The sequence below is a fragment of the Blastomonas sp. UPD001 genome, from assembly GCF_003426715.1.
Classification (GTDB): domain Bacteria; phylum Pseudomonadota; class Alphaproteobacteria; order Sphingomonadales; family Sphingomonadaceae; genus Blastomonas.
On the sequence record NZ_QKVT01000205.1, the window covers coordinates 1 to 593 of the forward strand.

The following is a 593-nucleotide window of genomic DNA, read 5'->3' on the forward strand; positions in this document are numbered from 1 at the left end:
GCTTTGTCGCGCTGCGCGACCGGGCGCTCGCGCAGGCGCCCGATCTGGCCGTGGCAGCCGCGCGGATCGATGCGGCACGGGCCGGGCTGCGCGGGGCACGCACAGCACGCCTTCCGGACGTCAGCGCCAGCGGCGGAGCCTCGCGCGAACGTATCAGCGCCGCCCAGTTCGGCGCGCTGCCGCCCAATATCCAGATCCAGCAATATCAGAGCAGCTTCAACGCCTCGGTCGATGCGAGCTGGGACCTTGACCTGTTCGGGCGCTTGCGCGCCAGCCAGCGGGCCAGCGCTGCGCGGCTCGATGCGGCGACGGCGGATGCTGCTGCGGTGCGGTTGGCGCTGGTGACCGATATCGCAGGTGCCGTCACGGATTTCCGGGAGGTCGAAAGGCGCCGCATACTGATCGGAGACGATCGTGACAGCGCGCAACAGCTGGCCCGATTGACCGCAGAACGCGTGCGCGCGGGGCTCGCCCCGGCCTCCGATTCGGTGCGCGCCCGTTCGCTCGAGGAGCAGGCTGCGGCGCGTCTGGACGCCATCGATGGCGAGCGTGCCGAGGTGATTGGGCGGCTCGTCACACTCACCGGTCTGCCT

At 70.8% G+C, this 593-nt stretch carries 1 protein-coding gene; it reads left to right on the forward strand.

Annotation, left to right across the window (positions count from 1 at the left end):
• The coding region (locus tag DM995_RS20855) for a TolC family protein (protein WP_198669560.1) at nucleotides 1-593 on the forward strand (593 nt) is incomplete at both ends.